Annotated in this window: 20 protein-coding genes; 11 read left to right on the top strand and 9 right to left on the bottom strand. The window is 50.2% G+C overall.

Going from position 1 to position 21,743, the window contains the following annotated elements; translation table 11 throughout:
- Positions 1–175: 175 nt before the first annotated feature.
- A complete protein-coding gene (gdhA, locus tag ACFPK9_RS12270) occupies positions 176–1,528 on the top strand; it encodes an NADP-specific glutamate dehydrogenase (protein ID WP_377095203.1) in 1,353 nt (450 codons plus the stop codon).
- On the opposite strand, the gene ACFPK9_RS12265 is transcribed toward gdhA, so the two are convergent.
- From ACFPK9_RS12265 to recA, 3 genes are all read right to left on the bottom strand, one after another.
- Entirely contained in the window at positions 1,525–1,866 is a 342-nt protein-coding gene (locus tag ACFPK9_RS12265) for a protein tyrosine phosphatase (protein ID WP_377095202.1), read from the bottom strand. The two genes, gdhA and ACFPK9_RS12265, sit on opposite strands and share 4 nt — an antisense overlap.
- Positions 1,866–2,468 carry a class I SAM-dependent methyltransferase gene (locus ACFPK9_RS12260; RefSeq protein ID WP_377095201.1) on the bottom strand — a complete coding sequence of 201 codons (603 nt, stop codon included), beginning with the start codon at positions 2,466–2,468 and terminating at the stop codon, positions 1,866–1,868. Before ACFPK9_RS12260 ends, ACFPK9_RS12265 begins: the two co-directional genes overlap by 1 nt.
- Before the next feature lie 101 nt (positions 2,469–2,569).
- Positions 2,570–3,613 (bottom strand): recombinase RecA, encoded by a 1,044-nt coding sequence (gene recA / locus ACFPK9_RS12255; RefSeq protein WP_377095200.1) that lies wholly within the window; start codon positions 3,611–3,613, stop codon positions 2,570–2,572.
- 241 nt (positions 3,614–3,854) lie between these two features.
- On the opposite strand from recA, the gene ACFPK9_RS12250 reads away from it, so the two are divergent.
- From ACFPK9_RS12250 to ACFPK9_RS12230, 5 genes are all read left to right on the top strand, one after another.
- Complete coding sequence (locus ACFPK9_RS12250; RefSeq protein WP_377095199.1) at positions 3,855–4,526, top strand: HAD family hydrolase; 672 nt, start codon at positions 3,855–3,857, stop codon at positions 4,524–4,526.
- 19 nt (positions 4,527–4,545) lie between these two features.
- On the top strand, positions 4,546–6,144 hold the full coding sequence (tatC, locus tag ACFPK9_RS12245) for a twin-arginine translocase subunit TatC (protein WP_377095198.1): 1,599 nt from the start codon (positions 4,546–4,548) through the stop codon (positions 6,142–6,144).
- A gap of 39 nt (positions 6,145–6,183) precedes the next feature.
- Positions 6,184–7,059, top strand: coding sequence for a YicC/YloC family endoribonuclease (locus ACFPK9_RS12240; protein WP_377095197.1), 876 nt, complete (start codon positions 6,184–6,186; stop codon positions 7,057–7,059).
- Between the two features lie 206 nt (positions 7,060–7,265).
- Positions 7,266–8,561, top strand: a complete 1,296-nt coding sequence (locus ACFPK9_RS12235) for a hypothetical protein (protein WP_377095196.1) — start codon at positions 7,266–7,268, stop codon at positions 8,559–8,561.
- Positions 8,562–8,610: 49 nt separating this feature from the next.
- A complete protein-coding gene (locus ACFPK9_RS12230; protein ID WP_377095195.1) occupies positions 8,611–9,846 on the top strand; it encodes a Y-family DNA polymerase in 1,236 nt (411 codons plus the stop codon).
- 59 nt (positions 9,847–9,905) lie between these two features.
- Here ACFPK9_RS12230 and ACFPK9_RS12225 read toward each other — a convergent pair whose 3' ends face one another.
- Together ACFPK9_RS12225 and ACFPK9_RS12220 are read right to left on the bottom strand one after the other, a co-directional pair.
- Entirely contained in the window at positions 9,906–11,129 is a 1,224-nt protein-coding gene (locus ACFPK9_RS12225) for an FKBP-type peptidyl-prolyl cis-trans isomerase (protein ID WP_377095193.1), read from the bottom strand.
- Between the two features lie 73 nt (positions 11,130–11,202).
- Positions 11,203–11,652 carry a universal stress protein gene (locus ACFPK9_RS12220; RefSeq protein WP_377095191.1) on the bottom strand — a complete coding sequence of 150 codons (450 nt, stop codon included), beginning with the start codon at positions 11,650–11,652 and terminating at the stop codon, positions 11,203–11,205.
- A gap of 106 nt (positions 11,653–11,758) precedes the next feature.
- Between ACFPK9_RS12220 and ruvX the strand changes: the two genes are divergently transcribed.
- Positions 11,759–12,211: a Holliday junction resolvase RuvX gene (ruvX, locus tag ACFPK9_RS12215; protein WP_377095189.1), complete on the top strand. Its 453-nt coding sequence runs from the start codon at positions 11,759–11,761 to the stop codon at positions 12,209–12,211.
- Between the two features lies 1 nt (position 12,212).
- Positions 12,213–12,971, top strand: coding sequence for an MBL fold metallo-hydrolase (locus ACFPK9_RS12210; protein WP_377095187.1), 759 nt, complete (start codon positions 12,213–12,215; stop codon positions 12,969–12,971).
- Between the two features lie 46 nt (positions 12,972–13,017).
- Here ACFPK9_RS12210 and ACFPK9_RS12205 read toward each other — a convergent pair whose 3' ends face one another.
- Both ACFPK9_RS12205 and ACFPK9_RS12200 read right to left on the bottom strand, forming a co-directional pair.
- Complete coding sequence (locus ACFPK9_RS12205; protein ID WP_377095186.1) at positions 13,018–13,683, bottom strand: response regulator; 666 nt, start codon at positions 13,681–13,683, stop codon at positions 13,018–13,020.
- Positions 13,680–15,677: a hypothetical protein gene (locus ACFPK9_RS12200; protein ID WP_377095185.1), complete on the bottom strand. Its 1,998-nt coding sequence runs from the start codon at positions 15,675–15,677 to the stop codon at positions 13,680–13,682. The genes ACFPK9_RS12205 and ACFPK9_RS12200 overlap by 4 nt, the downstream gene beginning before the upstream one ends.
- Positions 15,678–15,935: 258 nt before the next feature.
- Between ACFPK9_RS12200 and ACFPK9_RS12195 the strand changes: the two genes are divergently transcribed.
- The 3 genes from ACFPK9_RS12195 (at position 15,936) to ACFPK9_RS12185 (ending at position 20,019) form a co-directional block, all read left to right on the top strand.
- Positions 15,936–16,700 carry a PEP-CTERM sorting domain-containing protein gene (locus ACFPK9_RS12195; protein WP_377095183.1) on the top strand — a complete coding sequence of 255 codons (765 nt, stop codon included), beginning with the start codon at positions 15,936–15,938 and terminating at the stop codon, positions 16,698–16,700.
- Positions 16,701–16,905: 205 nt separating this feature from the next.
- Positions 16,906–18,531 (top strand): arylsulfatase, encoded by a 1,626-nt coding sequence (locus ACFPK9_RS12190; RefSeq protein WP_377095182.1) that lies wholly within the window; start codon positions 16,906–16,908, stop codon positions 18,529–18,531.
- 3 nt (positions 18,532–18,534) lie between these two features.
- Positions 18,535–20,019, top strand: coding sequence for a sulfatase family protein (locus ACFPK9_RS12185; protein ID WP_377095181.1), 1,485 nt, complete (start codon positions 18,535–18,537; stop codon positions 20,017–20,019).
- Positions 20,020–20,051: 32 nt separating this feature from the next.
- Here the strand turns inward: ACFPK9_RS12185 and ACFPK9_RS12180 are convergent, their stop codons facing one another.
- Entirely contained in the window at positions 20,052–21,413 is a 1,362-nt protein-coding gene (locus ACFPK9_RS12180; protein WP_377095180.1) for a DEAD/DEAH box helicase, read from the bottom strand.
- Between the two features lie 169 nt (positions 21,414–21,582).
- On the bottom strand, positions 21,583–21,726 hold the full coding sequence (locus tag ACFPK9_RS12175; protein ID WP_377095179.1) for a hypothetical protein: 144 nt from the start codon (positions 21,724–21,726) through the stop codon (positions 21,583–21,585).
- Between the last annotated feature and the right edge of the window lie 17 nt (positions 21,727–21,743).

Raw genomic sequence — 21,743 nt, 5'->3', positions numbered from 1 at the left:
CATACTTCGGAATCACTGGTCTCTTCATTGCCAGTTTTCTATGGGTCATAGGAACTGCTATATTCGCTCATTCCTTTTTAAAATGAATCTCTAGCAGAATCCTTCTTGGTCGATCCCTTCTCATGTTGTAGCATCTAATTCTGAATAAAACCAAAGTTGCTCACTACTACCTAACATGACTAAAAAAGACTTCTGCGACCTCGACCGATTCATGAAAGGCCTCACCCGCCGCAACCCCGCTGAACCAAACTTTCACCAAGCCGTCCACGAAGTTGTCGAAAGCGTCATGCCACTCATTCGTGACACCCAAGCTTATCGCGACGCCAGCATCCTCGAGCGCATTACCGAACCCGACCGCATCATCACCTTTCGCGTCACTTGGATGGATGATAAAAACAATATCCGTGTCAACCGAGCATGGCGTGTCCAGTTCAACAACAGCATCGGCCCCTACAAAGGTGGGCTCCGCTTTCACAAGAGCGTCGACCTCGACACCCTCAAGTTCCTCGGCTTCGAACAAACTTTCAAAAACTCACTAACCGGCCTCCCAATGGGTGGAGCAAAAGGCGGCTCTAACTTTAACCCAAAAGGAAAAAGTGACAACGAAGTCATGCGCTTCTGTCACGCCATGATGACCGAACTCCAACGCCACATTGGCGAAGACACCGACGTACCAGCCGGAGATATCGGCGTAGGCGGGCGAGAGCTCGGCTATCTCTTCGGCCAATACAAGCGACTCAACAACCGCTTCGCCGGCGTCCTCACCGGAAAAGGCCTTTCCTTCGGCGGCAGCGCAGGCCGAAAAGAAGCAACCGGTCACGGCGCCGTTTACTTCCTTAAAGAAATTCTCGAATACCGTGGCGAAGGACTCGATGGAAAAACCGCCATCGTTTCAGGTTCCGGCAACGTCGCCCTCTACGCCATCGAAAAGCTCGAAGAAATGGGTTGTAAGACACTCACCGCCTCCGATTCATCAGGCTTCGTCTACGATCCAGATGGCATCACCGGCGAAAAACTCGATTACCTCAAAGAGCTCAAAGAAATCAGACGCGGCCGCATTCACGAATACGCCGACAAATTTGGCTGCGAGTTCCACGCTGACATGCGACCATGGGCCGTCAAAGCAGACTTCGCCCTCCCTTGCGCTACGCAGAACGAAATCGAAGTCGCCGATGCCAGAGCCCTCGTCGCAAACAAAGTCCAAGCCCTCGTAGAAGGAGCTAACATGCCAACAACCGCAGGAGCCCTATGCATTCTCCAAGAAGGTGGAGTCACCTTCGGACCGGCCAAAGCAGCCAATGCCGGCGGCGTCGCAGTCTCCGGATTAGAACAAAGTCAGAACGCACTCCGCATCGCCTGGACGCGTGAAGAAGTCGACAAACGGCTTCAAGACATCATGCGCGACATCCACACAAAATGCTTAAACCACAGTCAAGAAGTCCACGGCACCGTCGACTACCTCAAAGGCGCTAACATTGCCGGCTTCAAAAAAGTCGCCGAAGCCATGGTTGCCTATGGAGCAATCTAAGCTTCCCAAAGATCAAGCTCAGCTTCGGTCCCAAGCCTAAGTAATTCAATAAGCTCTTCGTCCATATATGGATACCTATCTGGAATATCGAGACTAACTATTTCAGGTAGCTCCTTACCACTATATCCCTGAATAATCCTGCGCTTCTGTTCACGCTCCATTACAAACACAAGATCAGCCCATTCTAAATCCGATAGAGAAAGACGGCGCTTCGCCACCTTGCTCAAGCCTGCACTCCGAACCCTAAAGCGTTGGTCATTTTTGTAAATGGCCTCACCTGTTGGACTGCGCCACTGGTTCTTGCCGCAAACAAAGAGAATATGTAAAGGCTCACACACTACTTTTTACGGGCGATAAGATACACATGCCCTTCTCCAGGACCTTGATCAAATTCGAGGTGTAAGCACTCGCAGCCAAACTCAGCAATCAGCTCGAGATTCCGGCTCAAGCCGAGCGAACTGTATTCGAAATCTTGCCCTTCAAAACCTCCAGAGATTTCACCCGCATCACTTACCCCTCCAAAAGTGTAAATGAGAATTCCACCCTGCCTTAATGCTTCGCACATAGTCTTGAGAGCTGGCTCCTGCCCCGCTAGTGGCAAGTGAAAGGTGCTATCCCAGGCTGAGATAAATGCATAACTATCGGACAAGTCGCAACTTGCTATATCCCCTTGAAAATACCCGCATTCAGGAAGCTCTAGTTTTGCTAATTTAAGCATTTCAGCGGAACAATCCATCCCCTCCACTTCATAACCTGCCGCTAACAACACTCGCATAAATCGACCACTACTGCCACAGCCCACGTCCAGCGCTTTGCCCTTTTTTAAAGAAAATCCGATCGCCCGTTCTAACTGTTTCACACCATAACCAGAGTCTCGATGCCTATCCGCCCAGAACGGAGCGAGCGCGTCATAGCCTCTAGCTGTTTTGCCAACTTCCATTGACTAGCTCTAACTGAGTCCTTGCTGTATTTGAAACAAAAAAGAGCCGCTTGGATAACCAAACGACTCTCAAAAAGATGCTTTATCTGAGCTCTAACAAACTACTTCTTTCGATTTGCTAGCTCCTCCTTCACCAACTCTTCGATCTCATTATAGAGTTCTTCATTTTCCTTCAGCGCGGCTTTTGCAGCATCGCGCCCTTGTGCTAGCTGGTTGCCATTGTAGGAGAACCAAGAACCACGCTTGAGAATCAAGTTGTACTCAAGTGCGAGATCGAGCAATGAACCGACTGAGGAAATCCCTTCGTTGTACATAATGTCGAACTCAGCTTCTGTGAATGGTGGAGCAACCTTGTTTTTGACAATCTTGATCTTCGTGCGGTTTCCTTGCACCGTTCCATCAGTCGCCTTAATTTGACCAATGCGACGGATATCGACGCGAACCGATGCGAAGAACTTCAATGCGCGACCACCCGGTGTCGTTTCTGGACTACCGAACATTACCCCGATTTTCTCACGAATCTGGTTGGTAAAGATACACACGGTGCGAGCTTTAGAGATGAAACTTGTCAACTTACGCATCGCTGCAGACATCAGACGAGCCTGGGCTCCCACTGTGGAATCACCGATCTCACCATCCAGTTCTTGCTTAGTCACAAGTGCTGCAACGGAGTCGAGCACGATCACATCAATCGCATTGGAACGCACCAATGTCTCACAAATCTGCAACGCTTCCTCACCAGAAGACGGTTGAGAAATTAGAAGGTCGTCAAGATTCACACCGAGGCGACGTGCATACTGCGGATCAAGAGCATGCTCTACATCAATGAATGCCGCAATCCCGCCCTTTTTCTGAGCTTGAGCAATGGCCGTGAGTGTAAGAGTTGTTTTACCAGAAGATTCAGGACCAAACACTTCCACTATGCGACCACGAGGAAAACCGCCAACACCCAAAGCGCGGTCAATCAAAAGGTTCCCTGTTGGAATCACGTCAACATCCACACAGTTGGCGTCTCCCATGCGCATGATTGCTGTCTCACCAAATTCCTTCTGAATATGAGTGAGCGCAAGATCGAGATTCTTGGTGCGAGCTTCTTTGATTTTTTGCGCCGCTTTTTCTTCAGCAGCAGATTCTTTCGTAGACATATGAGTAATGAGTTCAGGTTGAGCAGACACAGGATTTTAATAGGTCGTCTTAATGCCTGCACACTGATCCCCATCCTCTCTCAGGTCAATAAAAAAGGTGTTCACTGGAACATTTTTGAGACCTTCATCTTTAGAAACCTTTAGTTTTCTTAAGTTTTTTCAGCTTTTCCTCTATCTCTCTGCTCCCAGAATTTATTGACTCTTCACTTTCCAAATGCGCTTCGAGCACTAAGCTCGCTCCATGCTCGCGCTATCGCTCACGCCAAAAGCTGTTCTCTTTGATTTCGATGGAGTCATTCTCGACACAGAATGGCCAATCTATCAGACATGGCTGAAACTGTTTCAATCCGAAGGTCAGGACCTACCGATCGAAACCTACGTGCAGTGCATCGGATCCGACTTTGACACTTGGTCGCCTGAAAAACATCTCGAAGATCTCACTGGCAAAACATACGATTGGAATGAAATTAATCCCCCGCGCCAAATCGAGATTCGTGCGGCTCTCGAAAAACCAATCGCTCTCCCAGGTGTCCGCGAACTCTTTACGCACCTTTTTGAACTAGAAATCCCCATTCTCGTCGTCTCTTCATCCACTCACGACTGGGTCGATAACTGGTTAGAAAAAATGCACCTCATGGATATGGTTCAAGCTACGGTCTGCCGTGGCGATGCCCCACGCATCAAACCGGCCCCCGATCTCTATCTCGAAGCTGTCCGACAAGTCGGACTTCCGGCAGCAGATTGCTTAGTCATTGAAGACTCGCTCAATGGCACAAAAGCCGCTATCGAAGCTGGTTGCCAAACTATCGTGGTGCCCTCGCGCCTCACAAACTGTCTCGACTTCTCAATTGCCGATAATGTAATTGGTAGCCTCAAGGAGCTGCTCCCAGCAGAAAAAGTGTTGAGTTTCTAACCACTGGCAATTTTACACAATGTTTCTCTTAACAAAGGCATTCAAATTACGGGATAAGGTAAATAATGACGGGCACGAAAAGCCCTTCCTCGAGCATTTAGAAGATCTACGAGTAATGATCACTCGTATTTTGATCACTTTAATGGTTTCCACTCTTCTTTGCTATTTTTTCAAAGATACCTTAATGGATGTCCTGCGTCGCCCAATTGAAGCGGTTTGGGAACAAAACCAGCAAAGCAAACTTCCTGAAAAGATTACTCCAGACACTTGGGAACTAGCTAAAATAACCTCACAGCATGCAGCGAGCTTATCCCCTGATGACCGAGCTGCCTACTTTGCTCAATTTGACTCACCCGAGTTAGCTTTTTACTCACAATGTGCCGCCTACTACCGAGCTGCGCGTTCGATCGATGGATATGACAAACAAATCCAATTCATCAATTCCCTCCCAGACATTGAACCAAAAGAAAAAGAACTCACCCTGAGCCTGCTCGAAGACAAAGATAATCTCGTTAACCCTGATATCGGGGCTCGCGACCGAGCAGTACACATGCGCTCGCTCAAACCGACCGAGACCTTCATGCTATCGCTCAAGCTCGCCTTTTTTGCGGGCATCATCATTTCCTTCCCCTTCATTCTCATCTTCATTCTCCAGTTCGTTCTCCCCGGCCTCAAAGAACAAGAAAAGAAAGCGCTGTGGCCAGCCATGGCCATCGGCTTTGGTCTATTCCTCGCTGGTGTCTTTTTCTGCTACTTCATCGTACTCCCCAAAGCCCTTGAATTTTTCTACGTCTACTCGGGAAGCATGGGAGTCGAGAACGAGTGGCGCATCGGTGAATACATCACCTTTGCCACCCAGTTTACTCTCATATTCGGCCTCGCTTTTGAGCTTCCAGTCGTTGTTATGACCTTAGTCAAACTCGGCATTTTAGACTACGAAGTCATGAGCCGCACGCGCTCCTATGCCATCGTTTCTATCTTCATCATAGCAGCAATCATAACTCCTACTGGTGACGCGCTGACCCTCTGTATGCTGGCAGCACCAATGACCTTACTCTACGAAGCATGCATCTGGTTTGCCTATTTCACCCGCAAAAAGGAGCTCGAAGAAGAAGCTGCAGAACGGGCTACACACGCACCACGTATAGCCACCGCTCCAGGCAGCCTCGCAGCCTTAGAAGCTGAGGAAAACCACCTCGCTGAAGAAGTCGATGAAGAATACGATTACGCTGACGACCATCCAGAAGACGAAGACGAAGGCGAAGAATTCGATAACGGCGTGATCGCAGGTGAAGCCCCCCCATCAGCACTCGACACCCTCCGCGCGCCATACGATCCGCATGCGACAAGCGCAATAGATCACGACCTTGAAGAAAAACATGACGGTCAATGCAGCGAAGGATACTTTGATGACGACCACTTCATCGAAGACCACTTTGATCATGAGCATTTCGAAGAGGAGGAATCGCTAGATCAAGGCGCTGCTGCAGAAGATCTCCATCTCGCTGAAGCCGTCGCCAAACTCGAGGAATTACGCGCAAAAATCAAAGAACTCGAAGAGAATGCTCTCACAGAAAAAAATTCTGACGAGAAAAATGACTCTGACGAGCATCCCTGAAGGCCCCGACAAACAGAACTAACAAAATCCCCTGAATTTATGAAATCAATGACCGGATTCGGCCGTGCCTCGCACGCCACTGAGACACTCGTCGCCAACATCGAAGCGAGTTCAGTCAACCGCAAGCAAGGCGAAGTCGTCGTCCAGCTTCCGCGCAATTACGCCGAGCTCGAACCTGCGATCCGCAAATACGTGCTCGAGCACATTTCGCGAGGCCGCGTCAGCATCAGCATTTCCCTCGAACAAACAGAAAGCGCCACTGCTCCGATTTCTGTCGACTCAGCCAAAGCCAAAGCACTCTCGAACGCACTCAAAGACCTCAGTCACCAAATCGGTCACCCACTGGAAATCACTGCTGCAGACATTCTCCGCGTTCCTGACATCATCAAATTTGAAGACAAGGAAACCGACCTCGACAGCGTCCGCGCAGCTATCGAGCCCGCTCTCAAAGCCGCTATCAGCAATCTCGTAGAAATGCGTACCCGCGAAGGCGACGATCTCAAACACGACACTCTCGAGCGACTCGAAACCCTCGAGCAAGAAGCCGTCGCCATCGAAAAACACGCCCCTTCCGTCATTACACGCTACCGCGAAAATCTCCACCGTCGCCTCCAAGAAACGGGCCTAGAGCTCGATCTCGATGACGACCGCGTCCTCAAAGAAGTCGGCATCTTCGCTGAACGCTGTGACATCAGCGAGGAAATCACTCGCCTTCGCTCGCACTTCGATAAGTTTAAAGAATACCTAGGATCTCCTGAGCCAGTCGGACGTTCACTTGATTTTCTCTGCCAAGAAATCAATCGCGAATTCAATACCATCGGCTCCAAAGCAAATGATGCCACACTCGCCCAACACGTCGTCACTTCAAAAACCGAACTCGAGAAAATCCGCGAACAAATTCAAAACGTAGAATAAAAACGCAAAACAACTTAAAATAGCAAAGGCCATTTCAGTAGCACACTGGAGTGGCCTTTGCTATTTTAAAAGCTTAGGACGAATTTTGCAGATTTTTTTTGCAACATCCCTGTGATTTGCGAGTTATACAGTATAATACACCATTGTAATACAACTTTGGTGTCTTCTCGCGCACCTCAAGAACAACCTTACACCTATAAGATACAATGAACGCTAAATGGACACTCCCAATAGCCGGAGCTTGGCTGGTCACCGTCGCCAGTGCCTACTACATCGGAAGTAGCTCATCAAACGCCACCAGTTCAAGCTCTGCTGACACATCCGCAGACAACCAAAGCGGCTTCCAGCGATCATCCTCTACCATCACCGGTGCAAACTCAGGCTCTTCCAACGGCGCCCGGACCAACTTTTCTGCTCGTTCCAGTCTATCTGGTAGTTCAAAAGGCTCAGCCAACATTTTAGACATCAGTAAAATTTCCGACCCCCTTGAGCGCTCCCGCAAGATGCTTGACTTTATCGAAGGTCTCTCGGCCGAAGAATTTGAAGGAGCCCTCGCAGACCTGCGCGCTTCAGGCATGGGCCGTGAACGCCGAAATGAATTCGCCATGCTACTCCGCCAATGGGGCAAAGTAGATCCCATTGCAGCGCTCGCCTACACTACAAGCCAAGATAATGAAGACCGTGGCGGCCGACGCGGTGGCGGCGATTTTGCCTCCCAAGAAGTACTCGCAGCATGGGCCTCTACAAACCCAAACGCTGCACTAAATTGGGCTAGAGAAAACCATGAAGGTGAAGATGCGAACCCCTTCCTCGTTGGCGTAATCAAAGGCCTCGCTAGTACAGACTCAGCTCTCGCCACACAGCTTCTCCAAGAGCTCCCCTATTCAGAAGAACGTGGCGAAGCCCTTCGAGACCTCATTCCATATGTTGCCCAAATGGGCCCAGAAGGTGCCAGCCAATGGCTTAACTCGCTCGGTGACGAGCGCCTTATCACTGGCGCAGCTGACCGTATGGCCGAGCAATTCGCACGCCAAGATCCCTCCTCCGCTGCTCAATGGGCCCTCACTCTCGAACAAGGAGACGCCAGAACCCGTGCGATCGATGAAGTCATGGAGAACTGGTCACGCAACAATATAGCAGAAGCTACAGCGTGGATGCAGACACTCAGCCCTGAAGATCAATTGAGTGCTGGACCTGAATATGTCGAAAACCTTTCCAGACAAGACCCAGTTGCTGCAGCCGACTGGGTTGACTCCCAAGTCAACGCTCCGAACTACCAAAACCTTCTCAAAGAATTTGCCGAAGGAGCAAGCCGCACCGATCCTGTTCTCGCCCTCAACTACGGCAACGAAATTGAAAATCAAGGGGATCGAACTCGCACTGTCGGCAGAGCACTCTGGTCACTCTATCGCCAAGACAAAGAAAGCGCCCGCGCTTGGATCAATTCCAACCAAGTCCCAGAAGGTTTATCAAGCCACGTAGAGAGAATGTTCAAAGAATAGCACTCCACTTCTCACTCGACAAACATACTCAAATGAACATAATTTGAGTATGCACAACTTTCCGCTCGCAGCTCTTTTTTTAGACTTCGATTCCTACTTCGCGTCGGTAGAACAACACCTGCAACCGCAACTACTCAAAAAACCTATTGGGGTTGCGCCAGTAATGGCGGAAACCTCATGTTGTATTGCAGCGAGCCATGAAGCTAAACGCCTAGGCGTAAAAACTGGCACGCCCATTCGCGAGGCAAGGAAACTTTGTCCAAACATTACCATCATCCATGCTCGGCCGAAGCTCTACGTAGAATTCCACCACAAACTGGTAGCAGCTATTGAATCCTGCATCCATGTCGAGTCCGTCCTCTCTATCGATGAGCTATGGTGCTGGCTTCCCTACAACTGGCGCGAGCCCAATTTTCTTGAAGATTTAGCACAAAAAATCAAATCAGCTATCGCCGACCAAGTCAGCCCCACCATCACCTGTACCATCGGCATCGCCCCTAACCGCTGGCTCGCAAAAATGGCTTCCAAAATGCGCAAACCAAACGGCTTTCTCATTCTCGAAAGCAAAGACCTTCCCCATGCTCTTTACCCGCTCAAACTCTCAGACCTCACCGGCATTGGCCGCAGCATGGAACTCCGGCTCCACGCCCAAGGCATTCATTCGGTTGAAAAAATATGCCAAGCCAGCCGTGAAGAACTTCACTCGATCTGGGGAGGGATCGAAGGCGATCGCTTCTGGATGAACCTTCATGGCGTCACCCTCCCCGAGCAAGCAACAACACGCCGCACCATCGGCCACAGCCATGTGCTCCCTCCAGCCATGCGTATGTCGGATGCCGCTTTGCCCATCGCCCACAAGCTCACCCAAAAAGCAGCCATCCGCCTGCGCAAAGAAAACCTTCTAGCAGGTGCTCTCCACCTCCACCTCCGCTACCTCCATAATGAACAATCGTGGGCAGCAGAAATGCGTTTTGACCATTCAAACGATTCCCTCCACTTTGCTAAAGTCCTCCACGCACTCTGGAAGAAACGCCCGTGGCACCAAGCTAAGCTAATGCAAGTCGGCATGCACCTAAGCCACCTCATCGAACAAACTAATCACACGCCCTCACTTTTCACTCAGCAACAACCAGAAAGAGAAAAACTCAACCGTGCCATCGACACCATCCGCTCCAAACACGGCCAAAAGTCTATCCACCTCGGCTGCGAACAAGACGGCATGTCCGCCGCTCCCATGCGTATCTCCTTTAACCACATCCCCGATGTAGAATCGGAGAACCGATAAAAAAAGCCCAGTCACACGAGCTGTGTAACTGGGCTTAGATAAAGAATTAAAAAAATTGCTTACTTGATGTCGAAAAGCTCGACGTCGAAGCAGAGCATTCCTGCCGGCGCACCTGGAGGTGGGTTCTCACCGTAAGCGAGCTTGGCTGGAATCCAGAAGCGACGCTTCTCACCTTCTACCATCAACTGCACACCTTCCGTCCAACCAGGAATCACTCCATTGAGTGGGAAAGAAATAGTTTCACCGCGAGCCTCGGAGCTGTCGAACATTTGGCCATCAGTCGTCCACCCGCTGTAGTGGACTTCCACTGTATCAGTTGCTTTCGGGTGAGTTGAACCTGTCCCTTTTTTGAGAACCTTAGAAGCGAGACCAGAAGCTGTCGTTTCCGCATCTGCTGGAGCTGCTGCCACATCTTCAGGTGTCTTTGGCGGTTCTGGCATTTTCTGAATTTCGAGAAGTTCTACTTCGAATGTGAGCTGACCTGCTGGAGCACCCGGACGCTGAGGCGTCTCACCATAAGCGAGCTCACCAGGAATCCAGAAGCGACGCTTCTCACCTTCTACCATCAGCTGCACACCTTCTGTCCACCCAGGAATCACTTGATTAAGACCAAATGTCGCCGGCTGACCACGCATCACAGAACTATCGAAAAGCTTACCATCCTTAGTCCAGCCAGTGTAATGCACTGTGACTTTATCATGCTCGGATGGTTTTTCAGAACCTTTCCCTTCCGTAAGAACGACAGAAGCGAGACCTGAAGCTGTCTTCTCTGCATTCGCTGGAGCTGCTGCTACATCTTCAGGAGTTTTAGGAGGCTCAGGAGCCTTCTCGATATCGAAAAGTTCAACATCGAAACAAAGCATACCGCCTGGGCGTCCACCACCAGGATTTTCACCGTACGCGAGTTCTGCAGGAATCCAGAAGCGACGCTTCTCACCTTCCACCATCAACTGAAGACCTTCCGTCCATCCCTTGATCACGCGATCGAGTGGAAATGTCGCCTTCTGCCCACGCTCCACGGAGCTGTCAAAAAGTTTTCCATCTGTCGTCCAGCCACTATAGTGCACAGTCACGGTGTCACTAGCGCTTGGCTTTACTGTTCCTGTTCCTTTTTGAAGAACCTTCGAAGCTAAGCCCGAAGCCGTCTTTTCTGCCTCAGCTGGGGCGGATGCCACATCAGCTGGAGTGCTTACATTTTCTGCCATTAGAGTATTAATCGATCCGCAGGATAACATGGCTCCCATGCCAGCTGCGATAAGTTGTTGTGTCCGGGTTTTCTTCACCCCAAGACTCTTCGACAGAGAGCACTGCATGTCAAGCACCCCAGAGAATATGTGCTCTAGCGACTGAATTCATCTAATCAGCATCACAGGGCACGACCAATACAGGCACTTGAGCCTGTCGCACCAAACCACTTGAAACACTTCCCATCAACACACTACCAATCGCCGAATGCCCATGTGTTCCCACTACCACCAAATCCGCATCCACTTCATCCGCAAATGCTAAAATAGCATCCTGAGGTTTCCCGTCTAAAATTTTCCTCTGTACCGCCACGCCTGCAGCAGAAAGCTTCCCTTGAGACTCACTTAGTAATTCCTTAGCTTTTTCCTGCGCCAAGCCGCGATACTCCATCATAGCAGGAGCTTCTTCTGGATACATTCCATACATGGTGTACAAGGGTGTGTCATCGATCACGTGTACTAAATAAACTTGCTCACCTAAAGCTTTAGCCATACGCGTGGCAGCTTCTAAAACCTTCTCTGAACCCTTTGAGAAATCGACAGCTACTAACATTGTTTTCATACTTATAACCTAGCAGAAACACTGGGGTCGATACGAGCTATTCTTTCATTCAAATCTCTGTTAAAACGTCCTCAAGCTACCACAGCGCACATTTTCATTCACCACTATGGAAGACCAACATCCAGTTCTTGGCATTGATCATGGCGAAGCCCGCATCGGCCTCGCAATCACCGACCCCGTCGGCATTCTCGCCCACCCGCTCGAAACCATTCATGTCCAGCAGACCGCTGTCTTTGAACGCATCAACACACTCATCGCCCAGCGTCAGGTAAAACAGATCGTCATCGGTCTGCCATTGCGCATGGACGGTACCGAAGGAACCGCAGCAGAAAAAATACGAGCCTTCACTGATGAACTACGCGAGAACCTCATCGCTCCACTCCCCATCCATTTTATAGATGAACGCCTCACCACTGTCTCCGCTGCCGAAAAACTCCACGCAGCTGGTAAAAATGCGAAGAAGCAAAAGAGCATTATCGACCAAGCTGCAGCTGTAGAAATTCTCTCTGACTGGCTCACGCAACAATCCCCACCACTTTTCGAAGAACCCCAATGGTAATATGCTAGAAGACGATTTCAACGACTGCCTCGCGAAAGCAATCCGTGGCCATGGAGGCACTATTGCTCACTTAGCCAAGGCGGCAGGCATCACCGAAAGCCGCATTACATCGTGTCTAAACGGTACGGAAGATGCCGGAGTGATCCAATCTATTGCCCCCCACCTTCAACTCAACCCTGATAGACTTTTAGCGCTTAAAAGTTACCATCCTAAAGTACCTGATGTACTCGGACTCACTCGTGTCGTTAGTCCTTTTGGCCATCTAGGAGTCAACGCTTTCATCGTCAACTATGGCGCTACCACGCTCCTATTCGATACAGGCACCGATGCGAAAAAGCTCCACGAGCTCGCACCATCCCCCACCGCTCTTTTCATCACACATGGACACCCCGATCACAACCAAGCTGTCAGCGAATTCAAGCACACTAAGGTCTATCAACCCAACCAGCTTCACCACGGTGAACAACTCAAGTTTGGAACATTAACTCTCAAAGTTCTCGATGTCTCCGGCCACTACACTCCTGCGCGCGCCTATTTCATCGAAGGACTGACCAAACCAGTCTGCATCATCGGTGATTGTCTGTTCGCTGGATCCATCGGTGGATGCACTGGTTCAGAAAACTACACCACCGCACTTGCCAATATCAAAGACCACCTCTGGCCGCTCCCTAACGAAACCATCCTCTGCCCAGGTCACGGACCTCTGACAAGCGTAAGCCAAGAAAAAGAGAACAATCCTTTTTTCTCCCCCCCTCACTGAGTATGACTCAAGCACTTTGGGCGCGCCATGCTATCCGACATCGGCCTTAATTGCCTTCACCCAACAAGCCTTGCGTGTAGCCTTTTGCTACGGCCTGAGGCGCATTTTTCACACCAAGCTTCATGTAAATGTGCTTCAAATGATCTGTCACTGTGTAAACGCTAATTTCTAACCTCTCAGCGATTTCCTTCTGAGAATGCCCATCAGCTATGAGAGTGAGCACCTCATGCTCCCGCTCCGAAATCGTCATATTCTCTACAACTGGCGACTTATCTTTCCTCAAGGTTTTTAAGAGGTATTGAGCCATCTGAGGCTCCACTACAGCACCACCACGATGGACCTCGCGGATTGCTCCAGCGAGCGCATTCAAAGTCGTCGACTTTAAAAGATAGCCATGAGCTCCGCAGCCAATGGCTTCCAACACATCGGCTTCTTGCTCGGATTGACTCAGCACAATGATTTTCAGATGGGGCGCATAGGTTCGAAACCATGGAATAGCTTCCAAACCGGTCATTCCAGGGAGATTCAAATCTAGCAGCAAAATGTCGAGTTTACTACTGGCCTCGCATTCTTTGAGCGAGCGCAGCGCTAGTTCCGCGTTGCCAAACTGACTCACTATTTCCAGATCCGTCTGGATACCGAGAACAAGTTCAACCGTGTCGCGGAACTCGGGATGGTCTTCAACAATCGAAATACGGATGGTTTGGCTCATAGGGATAGGAGGCTTTGATTTTTTCTTCTGAAAAACAAACGGCGTCTGGGTTTCAGTGTCAGCTTAATACGGGTTCCCTCACCTTGAACTTGCACAATCTCGACCCTTGCTCCTAGCAACTTCGCCCGCCGCTGGAGCGAAGGAGGAACCTTCACCCCCTCAGTTTCTGCGATACCTGTCCCATTGTCGCTCACCGTCAACTGAAGAGACTCAGGGCTTGCGATCAATTCGGTGCCAAAGCCTGTCGCTCCTGAGTGGCGAGAAATATTCACTAAGCATTCCTTATAAAACAGCAGAAGGTCGAGCCGAGTTTGCGCTGGCAGCTGATCGAGGTATCCCTCTCCTTCCATCGTGATCTCATGGTGAAATCTGCCCATGCTACGTCTCGCCGCTCGGCGCATATCCTCAGCTAATCCAATGACTAGCCCCTTCGCTTCGATCATGTTCGCACAATGGCGAATTGCGATGCCTGTGCGTTCCGTCATTTCGCGAATCCGACGGTGCAAGGTCTTCCATTCCTCAGGAGAAGCGTGTGCAGTATCGGCTGCATCGCTGAGCAAACCTATCGCATGCACATCGGCTCCGAGCTCATCATGCAAATCCGCGGCGAGCCGTTCCTTCAATTTCGCCACATAGCGGCGTCGTGTGACCCAGTTTATCAAAATGGTTGCGACAATACCGATCCCAAGCACCGCTGCGAGCCAGCCCACTCGCTTTAGGTTACGCTTCTGCCGACCATAACGGACTGCCAATTCTTCAGTAACAAGCGATTTCTCTAATTCCAGTGCATGGCGGCGCGCCAAGCCCTCCAGCCAATTTCTAATGGGTAGAATGGCTCCATATAAATTATTGCCATCGGTAAGCGACTTTCCCGATCTGCGCGGTTTTTCATTGAAAGAATCGAGCTCAACGTTTGTACCCAAAGCAATATTTTGGCCTGCTGAGAAAAGAGCAATCTCGGCAAAGCCCACTTTAAAAAGGGTCTCATTGGTTTCCCTTATCAACGGAGCATCAGCAACGAAACGCACATAGCGACATGTTGTCTCTGGAAATGGCCACATCTTAATGGGCCCAGAGCCTCGGAGGTCGGTCGGTCCTAATTCCAGCAATGTGACGGCATCTTGAAAATCTGCTCGATTAGCACCAAGAATCTGTAACTGCCCAGGAACCCCAATGCCATCGGCAGCAGACTGAGGAACCATATCTCCCTGTTCCAAGCTATGCAGATGGACTTCAGACAATGGATACGCCTTCCCCAAATCCATGGTGAAGACATGCTCCTCAGCGCTGAAACTCAAATAGGCCACACTCGGATTCCCACCAGCGGCATCCATTAAGTAAGGCATTTGACCATCGGTGAGATAGAGGCTCCCCCAAGCAGATTCGACACCACGACTTTCAGAAGACGTCTCTACACACCGACGAAGAGCCACGTTGACATCTTGATGAAAAACCAACATTTCCGAGAGCTGAAGCACATAATGTCCATCAAAATTACGCTGAGATAAAGTCACTGCCTCAAGCTTCACCCAACTAGCGACTGTGGGATTGAGGGAAATGACCAACGGCGCACTACCTGAAAAAGTACCATCTGGTTTATGATACCTCGCAACAACCTTACCAACCAAATCCTCATCAGTTCCCACACGGATAACGAAATTATGTGGCACTCCATCCGCAAGGAAATTCCCCTCCGCGTCACGCCTGATAAGCGGAACCAAGATGATCTCATCGATCATAAACTCGCCTCCTAAATCGATTTTAATCCATTCTCGATGATTGGCATCAGGGTGCCATTTCGAACGAAAGCCAATAGTTCCTGTCCCGCTGCGCATGCTTGGGTTAGGCAGTTGAGCTAACTCACCACTAATCTGCTCTGCTCGATCTTCCAGCTGAGAAAGTGACATCTTATCAATCGGTGTCGGAGCTGAAGCAGTCACCAACGCCTTCAAAGTCATCACGAGTATCAATGAAATTAAAAATGTATTGCGCATGGTAATGAGGTGGCCGCTGCCGGTCGAGTCATCTTCATATATTGGAGACAAGAGAATGCTAGCAATGAATCAATGCACTGCGGCTATAGAAGTACAATACTCCACAAGAACTTTCTCAAGCCTACCCCAATATATTGGGATACTCAAAGGGTCTATAAATCAATATCTTCCGAAGTACCACTGTGAACCCCTCCTCTCCTTTGGATAAGTGAACACAGTAACGCTCTAATCAGGGCACACCTAAACTAAATCAATACTATGAAAAAACCAATACTATTCTTCGCCTCAGCCGCTTCTTTAGCAACGACTTCCACCTTATCCGCTGCCACCATTACCTTCTCTGACTTCAATAACTTAGGAGAAGGCTCTAGCTTCACTAACAGTGTCACACATAACGGATCAGGCTCTATCTCCAACATCACAAAATCCACAGTCGATACAGATAACACCCAATTCGCTGTGAGTTATGTAGCTGGGGCAGAAACCTTATCCTTCAACATTCTGGTTCAAGCATTTACGGACGGAAATATTCAATCATCCATTAGCACAGCGACTAATATTAACACTGGCAATTCGGGATCAGCAACTATTGGAACAACCTCTGCTGCAGTTGGTACCGTTAATACTGGTAATGGAAATGCATTTGGTGTTGGAACTGGAATGGCAGACAATTCGTCTCTAGTCTTCACCATCACAGGACTCACTTACACCGGCGGCAGTGCTTCCTTCAATGGGTTTACCGGTGCTAATGTCCAGGAAACTGGTGGTAATGGCCACCGAGTTGTCGTGGGTGAGGGACCGAGTGGTCTTTTCGAAGGAGGTTGGGCGGCAGGTACCCCACAATCCATCACGACAGGAGGCGCGACAACACTTGTCGTGTCGTCTGCTTCACAAGGAACTCAGAACTGGGGATTGAATGATATAGACTTTCGTATCACCACCACCGCTGTCCCAGAACCTTCCTCATCTGCTCTTCTTTTAGGCGGATTAGGGGCATTGGCTCTGCGTCGCCGCCGCTCGTAGACCTTTGGTCTGCTCAGCACATCATTACCCTCCACCCGTTCGCCCTCTGAGCGTACGGGTTTTCCTCAACCACGCCCCATATGAAAGTAGAGTAATCTCTATTGCATACATGTTCCTCTAGGTCTCATGTGCATGTTATCAACGATAACACCCACAAAACCTCCCTTATTGAAAATATATTCTCAGCTCTAAAATTCGGCCCAAAATGCAAGTATACATAAAAAATAAATGGCTTGGCGCTCTGCTACTTGGGGCTCTCGCCACCTCCAGCCTGTCCATTGCGAAAGGACTATCAGGCTCGCGCCCGAACATCATCGTCGTGATGACCGATGACCAAGGCTACGGAGACTTAAGCTGCCATGGGCATCCCTACATCAAAACGCCGAACATCGATCAGCTCCGTGAGCAGAGCACACGCTTCGAGGACTTCCATGTCAGCTCCAGTTGCGCCCCTACCCGTGCCGCGCTGATGGCTGGAGTGCATCCCTTCAAAGTGGGAGTCACTCACACTATTTTCCACCGCGACCGCATGGCGCTCGACAAAAAGATCATGCCGCAGGTGCTGGGAGAAGCTGGCTATGCGACAGGAATTTTTGGCAAGTGGCATCTGGGCGATAAAGACCCTTACCAGCCCCACATGCGCGGCTTCGATGAGTCTCTTATCCACGGCGGTGGCATCGCTGGCTCCAGCGGCATTCGCAGCAACGGCTCCTACAAGGATATGCTGATTCGCCACAATGGTCGGTTCGTCCAAACCCATGGCTTCTGCACCGATGTCTTTTTTGGCCATGCCATGCAGTGGATGAAGCAACAGCACGATGCGCAGAAGCCCTTCCTTGCCTGTATTTTCCCCAATGCCCCGCACGGTCCATGGAGCGCCCCTGAAGAATACAAAAAGCTCTACGACGGCATCGAGGACCCCACCGCTGCAAGCAAAGCTGGCTTCTTCGCAATGATCAGCAATATCGATGACAACATGGGGCTGCTGATGAAAAATCTCGAAGCATGGGGCATGGCAGACAACACCATCCTCATTTTCATGACGGACAACGGCTCCGTCGCCAGCTCGGTCTACAATGCAGGAATGAAAGGTGGCAAAACAAACGTGCACGAAGGCGGCAGCCGCGTTCCCTTTTTCATCCGCCTACCAGATAAAATCAAAGCCGGTCGCGACATTGACACATTGGCCAGACACTATGACCTACTTCCCACGTTCGCAGACCTCGCAGGAGTGGATGTGAGCACACTCGAGACCGACGGCAGAAGCCTGCTCCCTCTCATCGAAAACCCCGCTGCTCCATGGGAGAAACGGCTCACCTTTTTCCACACTGGACGCTGGGGTAACCCTGAATCCAAACACGAAAAACACCGCAGAAACCCGGGCGCCGATAACAATAAATTCCTCAACTTTGCCATCCGTGATGAACAATGGAGGCTCACGGTCAACAAGGGGATGGAGAAAGACCTGGAGCTCTACGCTATCAAGGCAGACCCTGGAGAGCAAACCAACCTCGCCCAGCAAAATCCTGAGCTCATCAGCATTCTGATGGAGTCCTACGGAGCATGGTGGGATAGCTGCCGGCCTTTGATGATCAACGAAGACGCAGACATCACCAAAAGTGGTATTATTTGGCCCACCTATCTCAAAGAGCAGCAAAAGAATGGCGAGGTTCCTGACCTCATCATTCCAGGGGTCAACACCGATGTGAAAGTCATCTCCATGAGCACCAAAGGTTCAAAGGGAGAAAAAGAAGACGTGAAGGACTCGCGCGAAGACCTACTCAAGAAGCGCGAAGAGCGCAAAAAATCGAAACCATCCAACTCACCGTAAAGCATGCTATCATTCACAAAATGGTTCCCAATCGCTCTGGCTCTACTAGGGCTACAGTCAGTCCACGCGAAAAAGCCAAACATCATCTTCCTGTTAGCCGACGACCAGAGTACCTACTCCGTGGGCTGCTACGGCAACGAAGACGTGAAGACGCCCCAGATGGATAAGCTCGGGGCAGAAGGCATGGTGTTCGACAGGCACTACGTCACCTCCCCCATCTGCATGTCGAGCCGCGCAAATATTTTCACCGGGATGTACGAATACAAGACCGGCACGAATTTTGGCCACGGCGACATGAAGCCAGAAGTCTGGCAGGACTCCTACCCTGTGCATCTACGCCAGGCTGGCTACCTCACTGCTTTCGCTGGAAAATTCGGAATCGTGGTAGATGGCAAAGGAATCTGTGAAGAGGAATTTGATATCTGGGCGGGTGCCAAAGGGCAGTCCAGCTTCCGTACCGATAAGAACCCTGCCCTCGCAAAGTATGCTAAGGAATTCCCCCACTCCACCCTCGCCTACGGCGCCTGGGGGCAAGACGTGATCCGCACCGCAGTCGAACAAGGTAAACCATTCTGTATGTCGATCAGCTTCAAGGCTCCCCATAAACCAGCCACGCCCGACCCTCGGTTCGATGCCGTGTACGCGGGAAAGACCTTCAAAAAGCCTGAGAACTTCGGTCGCGCATTTGCCGATCACTTGGCTCCTCAGAGCAAAAAAGGACGCCAGTGGGCACGCTTCACCGAATGGAAATACGACACAGATTACGACGCGCAAATGCGGCTCTACTACCAACAGATTTACGGCATTGATGTCGCATTGAGTATGCTCCGCGAGGAGCTAGAGAAACAAGGAGCCGCAGACAATACCGTCATTATCTACACCAGTGACAATGGATACCTCTGTGGCTCACACGGCTACGGCTCAAAAGAAATTTTCCTAGAAGAATCCTCCCGCGTCCCCCTCATCGTTCACGATCCTAGGCTACCAGAAAGTGCCCGCGGAAAACGCAGCCGCGAACTCACCTGCAACATCGACTTTGCGCCCACTATTCTTAATCTCGCGGAGCTGCCAATCCCAGCAAAGATGGACGGACACAGTATCCTGCCCATTCTAACAGATCCCAATACAGGTGGCCACGCTGCCATCACCTTGTTCAATGGCTTCATCGGCAACTGCATGAGCGTGGTCACACAAAACAAAAAGTACACCTACTGGGCAGCAAGCAAAGGCCTGCCCGCCTTCGAGGAAATGTTCGACCTCAAAAAAGACCCCTACGAGAAAGTGAACCTCGCCCTCAACCCAGAGTCGGCACCGCTGTTAGAAAAAATGCGTGAGTCCTATCGCGAGCGTTTGGCAATGCTCCAAAAGGAGGCTGTGTCCTACAACGGCTATGCCAAATACGCTATCACCCTCGATCCAGATGCCACGCCTGCAGCTAAGCAAGAGGCCATCCGAGCTGCGACCAAGGCCAAGAAAAAAACAAAGTAGAGACCAGTCCCGCGCTAAGTATCTCCCCTAAATCACTTATTGTGACTCGAGCGCTTTTGGCTCGCCATGCTGCCTTGGCCTCGACGTCTGCCAGCTGCAGCGCCACCTTTTTTAGAAGGTCCTGAAAACTTATTATCACCAGACTTTCCACCTTTATTACTAGCTGGACCACCACGTCTGTTCGAGCGGTTGCCGCGCGGAACAACTTTCTTTGCTGGACGTTTTGGTGAGCGCATTCCGAGCTTGGATTCAGGAAGCACTTCATGTGGCACAAAACCTTCCAACTCCACGCGAGGAATCAACTTTTTGATAAGATTCTCAATATCGACAAGCTGCGGAAATTGTTCCTCACAAACCAACGAAATTGCCTGACCTGCTGCGCCAGCACGACCAGTACGACCAATCCGATGCACGTAATCTTCTGGCTGATCTGGTAAATCAAAATTTACCACCTGCGGAAGCTGATCGATATCAATCCCGCGTGCAGCAATATCGGTCGCTACTAAGACTTGAAGTGTGCCTTTCTTGAATCCATCCAGCGCACGCGTACGAGCGCCTTGGCTTTTGTCACCATGAATCGCTGAGGAGCTCACTCCTTTAGACTCTAACTGGCGAGCAAGACGATTCGCGCCATGCTTGGTGCGAACGAAAACTAAACATTGCTTCCAATCATTTTCCTTAATCAGACGAATCAGTACATTGCCACGGCGTGACTTATCCACAGAATAGAGCATCTGCTCCACAGTGTCTGCCGTAGCGTTACGTGGAGTCACGGAGATCTCAACAGGATTTCTCACAATGCTCTTAGCGAGCTTGCGAATTTCATCGGAAAATGTCGCAGAAAAAAGTAAGTTCTGACGTTGTTTGGGCAAGATTGCGATCAGCTTTTTAATTTCGTGAATAAACCCCATGTCGAGCATGCGATCTGCCTCATCGAGAACCAAAACCTCAAGTGTATTAAACTTAATTGCATTCTGGTTGTAAAGATCCATCAAACGACCAGGAGTTGCCACCAAAATGTCTGCACCGCGGCGCAACTTCATCATCTGTGGGTTGATTTTCACCCCGCCAAAGACCACCGCTGATTTTAAATCGAGATGCTTGCCGTATGTTTGGACGCTCTCGGCTACTTGAGCTGCGAGCTCGCGAGTTGGTGTGAGAATGAGAGCACGCACTTGGTTCGAGCGCGCAGGTTGTCCCTTCGATAGTTTTTCTAACAAAGGTAAAGTGAAGCCAGCAGTTTTACCAGTGCCTGTCTGAGCGGCAGCCATCACATCTTTGCCGTCTAACACTGCAGGGATCGCCTGAGCTTGGATCGGTGATGGTTCGGTATATCCTTCTTCAGCAATGGCTTTCTGAATAGGCGAAGAGAGGGCGAGTGAGGAAAATTCCATAATAAATATCTAGGGGGCTTGGTCGCGACACTAAGCACGGCAAGAAATGAATAGCAACCCACGAATAACAATTTCCCAATTTCTCACCACGCAGATAACGCAAAAAACCCCTCGCCGCGAACAGCGCAACGAGGGATCATATGTCATTGAATTTCTATAAGAAGCGAGCTTACAACTCTGCCTTTTTTACGGATTGAACTTTAATCTTATGCTTTGCAAGCGTGTCAGTCACAGCCTTCTCATCGAGTGGTGTGTCTTCAGAGAGCTGAATTTCAGTCTCTTTACTAACGTAAGCTGCTGCAATGCCTGGCAATTTTTCTAAGGCTGCAC

The sequence above is a fragment of the Rubritalea spongiae genome, assembly GCF_042652385.1.
GTDB lineage: Bacteria > Verrucomicrobiota > Verrucomicrobiia > Verrucomicrobiales > Akkermansiaceae > Rubritalea > Rubritalea spongiae.
The sequence above is the reverse complement of the archived record's forward strand: the minus strand, read 5'-3'. Positions and strand labels throughout refer to the sequence as shown.

Excerpts from the sequence above, each read along its gene's own strand:
- ACFPK9_RS12180 (WP_377095180.1), bottom strand. The coding sequence starts at position 21,413 with ATGGAATTTTCCTCACTCGCCCTCTCTTCGCCTATTCAGAAAGCCATT.
- ACFPK9_RS12235 (WP_377095196.1), top strand. The coding sequence starts at position 7,266 with ATGAACGCTAAATGGACACTCCCAATAGCCGGAGCTTGGCTGGTCACC.
- ACFPK9_RS12250 (WP_377095199.1), top strand. The coding sequence starts at position 3,855 with ATGCTCGCGCTATCGCTCACGCCAAAAGCTGTTCTCTTTGATTTCGAT.
- ACFPK9_RS12185 (WP_377095181.1), top strand. The coding sequence starts at position 18,535 with ATGCTATCATTCACAAAATGGTTCCCAATCGCTCTGGCTCTACTAGGG.
- ACFPK9_RS12195 (WP_377095183.1), top strand. The coding sequence starts at position 15,936 with ATGAAAAAACCAATACTATTCTTCGCCTCAGCCGCTTCTTTAGCAACG.
- ACFPK9_RS12260 (WP_377095201.1), bottom strand. The coding sequence starts at position 2,468 with ATGGAAGTTGGCAAAACAGCTAGAGGCTATGACGCGCTCGCTCCGTTC.
- ACFPK9_RS12200 (WP_377095185.1), bottom strand. The coding sequence starts at position 15,677 with ATGCGCAATACATTTTTAATTTCATTGATACTCGTGATGACTTTGAAG.
- ruvX (WP_377095189.1), top strand. The coding sequence starts at position 11,759 with ATGGAAGACCAACATCCAGTTCTTGGCATTGATCATGGCGAAGCCCGC.
- gdhA (WP_377095203.1), top strand. The coding sequence starts at position 176 with ATGACTAAAAAAGACTTCTGCGACCTCGACCGATTCATGAAAGGCCTC.
- ACFPK9_RS12240 (WP_377095197.1), top strand. The coding sequence starts at position 6,184 with ATGAAATCAATGACCGGATTCGGCCGTGCCTCGCACGCCACTGAGACA.
- ACFPK9_RS12230 (WP_377095195.1), top strand. The coding sequence starts at position 8,611 with ATGCACAACTTTCCGCTCGCAGCTCTTTTTTTAGACTTCGATTCCTAC.
- ACFPK9_RS12210 (WP_377095187.1), top strand. The coding sequence starts at position 12,213 with ATGCTAGAAGACGATTTCAACGACTGCCTCGCGAAAGCAATCCGTGGC.
- ACFPK9_RS12205 (WP_377095186.1), bottom strand. The coding sequence starts at position 13,683 with ATGAGCCAAACCATCCGTATTTCGATTGTTGAAGACCATCCCGAGTTC.
- ACFPK9_RS12190 (WP_377095182.1), top strand. The coding sequence starts at position 16,906 with ATGCAAGTATACATAAAAAATAAATGGCTTGGCGCTCTGCTACTTGGG.
- ACFPK9_RS12220 (WP_377095191.1), bottom strand. The coding sequence starts at position 11,652 with ATGAAAACAATGTTAGTAGCTGTCGATTTCTCAAAGGGTTCAGAGAAG.
- recA (WP_377095200.1), bottom strand. The coding sequence starts at position 3,613 with ATGTCTACGAAAGAATCTGCTGCTGAAGAAAAAGCGGCGCAAAAAATC.
- tatC (WP_377095198.1), top strand. The coding sequence starts at position 4,546 with ATGTTTCTCTTAACAAAGGCATTCAAATTACGGGATAAGGTAAATAAT.